Below are 8590 nucleotides of genomic sequence, written 5' to 3'. Positions count from 1 at the left end.
GGGCGCCGACTATATACGCCTCACCAACGAGGGCGGCGCGCCGCTGGCGACGAAGAAGTTCGCTTCTAGATCTGCCCTCTGCGAAATTCAAGAGAGCCGCGTGAGCGACACTCGAACGGCCCCGAGCCACAAGCGCACGGGCCACGACACCGCGTCTGCGATGTCTGTTCTTTGACAATTGAATATTGAAGAAAGAGAAACGTGGGCGGCAGAGTCCTGCTGAGCCTTTCATCCCGCCAGGGATGGGAGGTTCGAACGAGACTTTGGCGGACACGTTTTGAGAGAATAAGTCTACCAAGGCACGCAAGTGTCTAGGTGTGAATGTTCTCGTCAATTCAAAGCGTGACCAGATAAAGCCAAATCAAAGTCTTCTAAACTTGAGAGTTTGATCCTGGCTCAGAACGAACGCTGGCGGCAGGCTTAACACATGCAAGTCGAGCGCCCCGCAAGGGGAGCGGCAGACGGGTGAGTAACGCGTGGGAATCTACCCATCTCTACGGAACAACTCCGGGAAACTGGAGCTAATACCGTATACGTCCTTCGGGAGAAAGATTTTATCGGAGATGGATGAGCCCGCGTTGGATTAGCTAGTTGGTGGGGTAATGGCCTACCAAGGCGACGATCCATAGCTGGTCTGAGAGGATGATCAGCCACATTGGGACTGAGACACGGCCCAAACTCCTACGGGAGGCAGCAGTGGGGAATATTGGACAATGGGCGCAAGCCTGATCCAGCCATGCCGCGTGAGTGATGAAGGCCCTAGGGTTGTAAAGCTCTTTCAACGGTGAAGATAATGACGGTAACCGTAGAAGAAGCCCCGGCTAACTTCGTGCCAGCAGCCGCGGTAATACGAAGGGGGCTAGCGTTGTTCGGAATTACTGGGCGTAAAGCGCACGTAGGCGGATATTTAAGTCAGGGGTGAAATCCCGGGGCTCAACCCCGGAACTGCCTTTGATACTGGGTATCTCGAGTCCGAGAGAGGTGAGTGGAATTCCGAGTGTAGAGGTGAAATTCGTAGATATTCGGAGGAACACCAGTGGCGAAGGCGGCTCACTGGCTCGGTACTGACGCTGAGGTGCGAAAGCGTGGGGAGCAAACAGGATTAGATACCCTGGTAGTCCACGCCGTAAACGATGGAAGCTAGCCGTTGGCAAGTTTACTTGTCGGTGGCGCAGCTAACGCATTAAGCTTCCCGCCTGGGGAGTACGGTCGCAAGATTAAAACTCAAAGGAATTGACGGGGGCCCGCACAAGCGGTGGAGCATGTGGTTTAATTCGAAGCAACGCGCAGAACCTTACCAGCCCTTGACATCCCGGTCGCGGTCTCCAGAGATGGAGACCTTCAGTTCGGCTGGACCGGTGACAGGTGCTGCATGGCTGTCGTCAGCTCGTGTCGTGAGATGTTGGGTTAAGTCCCGCAACGAGCGCAACCCTCGCCCTTAGTTGCCAGCATTCAGTTGGGCACTCTAAGGGGACTGCCGGTGATAAGCCGAGAGGAAGGTGGGGATGACGTCAAGTCCTCATGGCCCTTACGGGCTGGGCTACACACGTGCTACAATGGTGGTGACAGTGGGCAGCGAGACCGCGAGGTCGAGCTAATCTCCAAAAGCCATCTCAGTTCGGATTGCACTCTGCAACTCGAGTGCATGAAGTTGGAATCGCTAGTAATCGCGGATCAGCATGCCGCGGTGAATACGTTCCCGGGCCTTGTACACACCGCCCGTCACACCATGGGAGTTGGTTTTACCCGAAGGCGCTGTGCTAACCGCAAGGAGGCAGGCGACCACGGTAGGGTCAGCGACTGGGGTGAAGTCGTAACAAGGTAGCCGTAGGGGAACCTGCGGCTGGATCACCTCCTTTCTAAGGATAAACCTCAATGGAAACGCTTCTTCGTGAAGCCTCTGCCTTCTGGTTTACTTGGAACAAGACGGAAGAGAGTCACTCTTACCGTCGTGCATACCTTAAGCGGGTCTGCCGCCTTCGTTTCTCTTTCTTCGCGAATGACTTTGACTTGCGCTCGCGCGCCGCATCGCACCCTTTGGGTGCTGGCGCTCCGCGAGGGCGCGGCAGCAAGCCGCGATGGTCTGGCCGCGACGGCCGGTTGGCCTTGCGAGACTTGCGTCTCGTTGGCGAAAGCCGATTCATGGCGCAGTCTTAGGGCTTGTAGCTCAGTTGGTTAGAGCGCGCGCTTGATAAGCGTGAGGTCGGAGGTTCAAGTCCTCCCAGGCCCACCACTTCGCAATCCGCAAGGATTGTCGGATCTTCGCAATCCGCAAGGATTGTCGATCTCCTCGACACTTCGAAGAGGTGTTTATCAGGGGCCGTAGCTCAGCTGGGAGAGCGCCTGCTTTGCAAGCAGGATGTCGTCGGTTCGATCCCGTCCGGCTCCACCACTTCGCGCAATCCGCAGGATTGTCGCTTCTTCTCCGGGAGAAAAAGGGTGTCGAGTAGAGATGGGGACGGCCGAGAAAAAGTCATTCGTTTAAGAGTTTGCGGCGAGCTTCTTGGCTCTCCGCCTGTTCTGTATGACATCGTAAAGAGAAGATTTGTTCGAACTTCATAGCCCGCAAGGGGTGTGATTTGTCGCGGGAGACGCTCAATCTCCCGCATATGATGGGCTTGCCTAACCGCACCCTCGAACCGATCTCGAGAAGCTGGTCTTTTTGTGCCAATTCCATTGAAGCAGATCCTGCACAGGATCTGGTTCGAGCGACGATCTCTTTGAGATCGCGTTGAAGCAAAGATCCTTCGGGATTTAGCTGAAACGACGATCCCTTTGGGATCGCGTGGTGGGTATTGGCAATGAGAACGATCAAGTGTCTTAAGGGCAATTGGTGGATGCCTTGGCATGCACAGGCGATGAAGGACGTGATACGCTGCGATAAGCTACGGGGAGGTGCGAATACCCTTTGATCCGTAGATTTCCGAATGGGGAAACCCACCTAAGGTGCTTGGAAAATCAGAGTAGCAGGGCAACCTGCTGCTGTGGTTTCCAAGTATCGATAATAGGTAACTTACCCTGAATAAAATAGGGGTAAAGTGGCGAACGCGGGGAACTGAAACATCTAAGTACCCGTAGGAAAGGACATCAACCGAGACTCCGGCAGTAGTGGCGAGCGAACCCGGACCAGGCCAGTGGCGATGATGAGACAAGCGGAACCTTCTGGAAAGCAGGGCCATAGTGGGTGACAGCCCCGTACGCGTAATGCAAATCATCGTCCTCGAGTAAGGCGGGACACGTGAAATCCTGTCTGAAATTGGGGGGACCACCCTCCAAGCCTAAGTACTCGTGCATGACCGATAGCGAACTAGTACCGTGAGGGAAAGGTGAAAAGCACCCCGACAAGGGGAGTGAAAGAGTACCTGAAACCGATTGCCTACAAACAGTGGGAGTCCAAGGTTCGTCCTGGGTGACCACGTACCTTTTGTATAATGGGTCAGCGACTTAGTGTGACGAGCAAGCTTAAACCGCTAGGTGTAGGCGCAGCGAAAGCGAGTCTGAACAGGGCGTTCAGTTCGTCGCATTAGACCCGAAACCGAGTGATCTAGCCATGAGCAGGTTGAAGGTAAGGTAACACTTACTGGAGGACCGAACCCATAACTGTTGCAATAGTTCGGGATGACTTGTGGCTAGGGGTGAAAGGCCAATCAAACTCGGAAATAGCTGGTTCTCCGCGAAATCTATTTAGGTAGAGCGTCGACCGAATACCCCAGGGGGTAGAGCACTGGATGGGCTAGGGGTCCTCACCGGATTACCAAACCTAACCAAACTCCGAATACCTGGGAGTACTAGTCGGCAGACACACGGCGGGTGCTAACGTCCGTCGTGAAAAGGGAAACAACCCTGACCTACAGCTAAGGTCCCCAAGTTATGGCTAAGTGGGAAAGGATGTGAGGATCCCAAAACAACCAGGATGTTGGCTTAGAAGCAGCCATCATTTAAAGAAAGCGTAACAGCTCACTGGTCTAAATAAGGGTCTTTGCGCCGAAAATGTAACGGGGCTCAAGCCATACACCGAAGCTTAGGGTTCGTGAGCAATCACGAGCGGTAGCGGAGCGTTCTGTAAGCTGATGAAGCCATACCCGTGAGGGGTGGTGGAGGTATCAGAAGTGCGAATGCTGACATGAGTAACGTAAGGGGAGTGAGAGACTCCCCCGCCGAAAGTCCAAGGGTTCCTGCTTAAAGCTAATCTGAGCAGGGTTAGCCGGCCCCTAAGTCGAGGCAGAAATGCGTAGACGATGGGAACCACGTTAATATTCGTGGGCCTGGAGGAAGTGACGGATCATTGAGGTAGTCCAATCTTATCGGATTGAAAGGGCTGCTGCGTGGTTCCAGGAAATAGCTCCTCCTTATAGACCGTACCCGAAACCGACACTGGTGGACTGGTAGAGTATACCAAGGCGCTTGAGAGAACTATGCTGAAGGAACTCGGCAAATTGCACGCGTAACTTCGGAAGAAGCGTGACCCTTTTCCACGCAAGTGGAGGAGGGTGGCACAGACCAGGGGGTAGCGACTGTTTATCAAAAACACAGGGCTCTGCGAAGTCGCAAGACGACGTATAGGGTCTGACGCCTGCCCGGTGCTGGAAGGTTAAGAGGAGGGGTGCAAGCTCTGAATCGAAGCCCCAGTAAACGGCGGCCGTAACTATAACGGTCCTAAGGTAGCGAAATTCCTTGTCGGGTAAGTTCCGACCTGCACGAATGGCGTAACGACTTCCCCGCTGTCTCCAGCATAGACTCAGTGAAATTGAATTCCCCGTGAAGATGCGGGGTTCCTGCGGTTAGACGGAAAGACCCCGTGCACCTTTACTATAGCTTTACATTGGCATTCGTAGTGGCATGTGTAGGATAGGTGGTAGGCTTTGAAACCTGGGCGCCAGCTCAGGTGGAGCCACCCTTGAAATACCACCCTTATCACTATGGATGTCTAACCGCGGCCCGTTATCCGGGTCCGGGACAATGTATGGTGGGTAGTTTGACTGGGGCGGTCGCCTCCTAAAGAGTAACGGAGGCGCGCGATGGTGGGCTCAGAACGGTCGGAAATCGTTCGCTGAGTGCAATGGCATAAGCCTGCCTGACTGCGAGACTGACAAGTCGAGCAGAGACGAAAGTCGGTCATAGTGATCCGGTGGTCCCGCGTGGAAGGGCCATCGCTCAACGGATAAAAGGTACGCCGGGGATAACAGGCTGATGACCCCCAAGAGTCCATATCGACGGGGTTGTTTGGCACCTCGATGTCGACTCATCGCATCCTGGGGCTGGAGCAGGTCCCAAGGGTATGGCTGTTCGCCATTTAAAGCGGTACGTGAGTTGGGTTCAGAACGTCGTGAGACAGTTCGGTCCCTATCTGCCGTGGGTGTAGGAATATTGAAAGGATCTGTCCCTAGTACGAGAGGACCGGGATGGACGGATCTCTGGTGGACCTGTTGTGGCGCCAGCCGCATAGCAGGGTAGCTATATCCGGACGGGATAACCGCTGAAGGCATCTAAGCGGGAAACCCACCTTAAAACGAGTATTCCCTGAGAACCGTGGAAGACGACCACGTTGATAGGCCGGGTGTGGAAGAGCGGCAACGCTTGAAGCTTACCGGTACTAATAGTTCGATCGGCTTGATCGTTCTCATTCCTTATGCCCATCACCAGCGCAATCCTTTGGATCGCGCTGAGATGTGAGAGCACAACAAAGACCAGCGAACAGCTCAGAGAGAGCAGAAAATAGGGTTCCCTATTCGCTACTCACTATTGGCTATTCGCTCAAAAAGCTTCTCGAGCAACGTGCGCTTTGCCGACCTGGTGGTTATGGCGGAGCGGCTGCACCCGATCCCATTCCGAACTCGGCCGTGAAACGCTCCAGCGCTGATGGTACTTCGTCTCAAGACGCGGGAGAGTAGGTCGCTGCCAGGTCTGCAAAACGCACGTTGAAAAAATCTTCTCCTTACAAACAGGCCCGCCAATCGGGAGCCCGGGCCGCGCAAGCGGCCCTTTCATTTGGCGGAACTAACTAAGCGCTGACTTGTTTCAAAAGTTGACGCGGGGTGGAGCAGCACCCGTCCGCCCACAAAGGCCAAGGCCTTGAGGACGGACAAACCAACAAGTCCGGGCTGCCCGGCCGGCATTCGCCGTTAAGTTGACGCGGGGTGGAGCAGCCCGGTAGCTCGTCAGGCTCATAACCTGAAGGTCACAGGTTCAAATCCTGTCCCCGCAACCAAATCAAAAACGGCCCGCTTCACGCGGGCCGTTTTGCGTTTGGGGCCCGGCACGGTCGAGACCCTGTTCACGCGGCCGGCGCATGAGCGCTGAGCAGGCGTTCCAATTCAACGGTAGAGTCGCGCAGACAGAATCGACAATTTAACCCGCAGCTCATCCCGCAACAATTGCGGTTTGGGCAAGCCCGCCCGTCCGCCGTCCGTCGGCGGTCTCAGAGCTGCGGACCCTTAGTCGAAACCTGCCGCGGTGCTGCCATAAGGGCGTCGCTCAATTCACACGGTTTTCCGACCCCGCCATCAGCGGTATCTCAAGCCCTCGCCGCAATCCCGTCGCAACGACCGACACCCTGAATTTTCCTGCGAGCGCCTTGTCGAAAATGGCGCCGACGATGATATCGGCGTCGGCGTCGACCTCCTCGCGTATGCGGGTGGCAGCTTCGTCGACCTCGAACAGCGTCATATCAGTGCCGCCTGATATCGAGACAAGGACGCCCTTGGCGCCCATCATGGACGCTTCGTCGAGAAGCGGGTTTGCGATTGCCGCCTCGGCCGCCTTCCTGGCGCGGTCCTCCCCGGTGGCTTCGCCGGTGCCCATCATCGCGCGACCCATATCGCGCATCACCGACTTCACATCGGCGAAGTCGAGATTGATCAGCCCTTCCTTGACGATGAGATCGGTGATGCAGCCGACGCCCGCGTAGAGGACGCGGTCCGCCATGGCGAACGCGTCCGCGAACGTCGTCTTGGCATCGGCGATCCTGAAGAGGTTCTGGTTCGGGATGACGATGACGGTATCGGCGCTCTCGCGGAGCCGCTCGATGCCCTCATTGGCCGCATGCATTCGACGGTTCCCTTCGAACACGAACGGCTTGGTGACGACGGCCACCGTCAGTATTCCCGCGTTGCGCGCGGCCTGCGCTATGACCGGTGCCGCACCGGTTCCAGTTCCGCCTCCCATGCCTGCGGTCACGAAACACATATGCGTTCCCGCGAGATGGTCCATGATTTCGTCGATCGATTCCACGGCAGCGGCATGGCCAACTTCGGGCAGCGATCCTGCACCCAGGCCCTCCGTCACGTGAGCTCCCAATTGGATCAGCCGCGTTGCCTTCGACATGGTGAGCGCCTGAGCATCGGTGTTGGCAACGATAAATTCGGTGCCCTGCAAGCCTTCGGCGATCATGTTGTTGATGGCATTGCCGCCACCGCCGCCAACTCCGATGACGGATATTTTGGGCCTCATCTCGGAGATTACCGGCCTCGTTGCAGTGTTCATTTGCCGTCTCTCCCGTTGAATGCGCAAGCGCAGGGGTCGGTGGAAGGCTTGTTCCCGACGCACTGCAAGACTTTGGACAGTGAGCGAATCAGGACAGCCCAGCGTGCCTAAGGGAATCAGACGGTTGACTCGGCTGCAAGTGTACTATGCAAACTCGCGCATGTTACGCGCCATTGGTTCGCCGTCAGTGCTTCGAAAGTTGTCTGATGTCAGCGTCTCTGGGTAGGGCCGGGGCGATCTTCCTGTTCTACTTCACGCCGATGCCGGCCGTCAGGCCTCCGTCGATCCGGTAGTCCGCACCGGTGCAGAACCCGGCTTTCGACGAACACAGAAAGGCGATGAGTTCCGCCACTTCCTCCGGCTCGCCGATGCGTCCGATGGGGTGGGCTTCGCCGAAGCGCCTGTAGGCGGCCTCGACATCGGCATCGGTGCCATTCTCGCCGCGGGCCGCCTTTTCCAGGATTGGCGAGCGGATCGAGCCAGGGCTGACGGAATTGACGCGAATGCCGGAGCGTGCGTAGTCGAGCGCCAGAGAGCGCGTCAATGTGTGGATGGCACCCTTGGTCGTGGCATAGGCGGCGACGTTCTGCTGGCAGGCAAAGCCCTGCACCGAAGCCACGTTGACAATGGCGCCGCCGCCCCGCTTGATCATTTCCGGGATGCCGAAATGCGCGGTCAGGTAGATCGAGCCGACATTGACTGACATCGCCTGGTTCCAGGTGTCGAAATCGGTGCTGGTAGCGGTTCCATATGGATGGACCGCCGCGGAATTGACGATGATATCGAGGCCGCCGAACCGCTCGACACCGGCCGCGACCGCGTCGCGAACCTGATCCGGCACCGACACGTCGACGGCCATGACCAGCGCCCCGGCGCCGGATCTGTCCAGTTCCGCCGTCATCGCTGCGTTGGCCGCGCGGTCGATGCCGCAAGCGATGATCGCAGCACCCCCTGCCGCAAGACGTCGGGCGGTTGCCAGGCCGATCCCGGTCGTCCCCGTCACCAGAGCGATCTTGCCGTCGAAATCCTTCATTGCGGAAAACTCCTTCATTGGTCGTCGGAAGCCGGCTTTAGTTTGACTTCCATTGTGGCCCAACAATACCTTTCT

2 protein-coding genes, 3 tRNA genes and 3 rRNA genes are annotated in these 8590 nt (G+C 56.8%); 6 read left to right on the top strand and 2 right to left on the bottom strand.

Annotated elements, in window-relative coordinates:
• Positions 1 to 373: 373 nt before the first annotated feature.
• The 6 genes from EOC94_RS19925 (at position 374) to EOC94_RS19900 (ending at position 6208) form a co-directional block, all read left to right on the top strand.
• A 16S ribosomal RNA gene (locus EOC94_RS19925) occupies positions 374 to 1859 on the top strand.
• Positions 1860 to 2156: 297 nt separating this feature from the next.
• Positions 2157 to 2233 (top strand) — tRNA-Ile (locus EOC94_RS19920).
• An 83-nt stretch (positions 2234 to 2316) separates the two neighbouring features.
• Positions 2317 to 2392: transfer RNA gene (locus tag EOC94_RS19915), tRNA-Ala, on the top strand.
• Positions 2393 to 2809: 417 nt separating this feature from the next.
• Positions 2810 to 5618, top strand: a 23S ribosomal RNA gene (locus EOC94_RS19910).
• A 171-nt stretch (positions 5619 to 5789) separates the two neighbouring features.
• Positions 5790 to 5904: ribosomal RNA gene (gene rrf, locus EOC94_RS19905) — 5S ribosomal RNA — on the top strand.
• Together the 16S, 23S and 5S rRNA genes with 3 tRNA genes alongside form the textbook arrangement of a ribosomal RNA operon.
• Before the next feature lie 227 nt (positions 5905 to 6131).
• Positions 6132 to 6208, top strand: a tRNA-Met gene (locus EOC94_RS19900).
• 266 nt (positions 6209 to 6474) lie between these two features.
• On the opposite strand, the gene ftsZ is transcribed toward EOC94_RS19900, so the two are convergent.
• Entirely contained in the window at positions 6475 to 7482 is a 1008-nt protein-coding gene (gene ftsZ / locus EOC94_RS19895; RefSeq protein WP_095488178.1) for a cell division protein FtsZ, read from the bottom strand.
• Between the two features lie 247 nt (positions 7483 to 7729).
• Positions 7730 to 8515, bottom strand: coding sequence for an SDR family oxidoreductase (locus tag EOC94_RS19890; RefSeq protein ID WP_127292870.1), 786 nt, complete (start codon positions 8513 to 8515; stop codon positions 7730 to 7732).
• Between the last annotated feature and the right edge of the window lie 75 nt (positions 8516 to 8590).

The sequence above is a fragment of the Mesorhizobium sp. M6A.T.Ce.TU.016.01.1.1 genome (assembly GCF_003997065.1).
Classification (GTDB): Bacteria; Pseudomonadota; Alphaproteobacteria; order Rhizobiales; family Rhizobiaceae; genus Mesorhizobium; species Mesorhizobium mediterraneum.
Note: the sequence above shows the minus strand (reverse complement) of the source record. Positions and strands in the feature narration are given on the sequence as shown.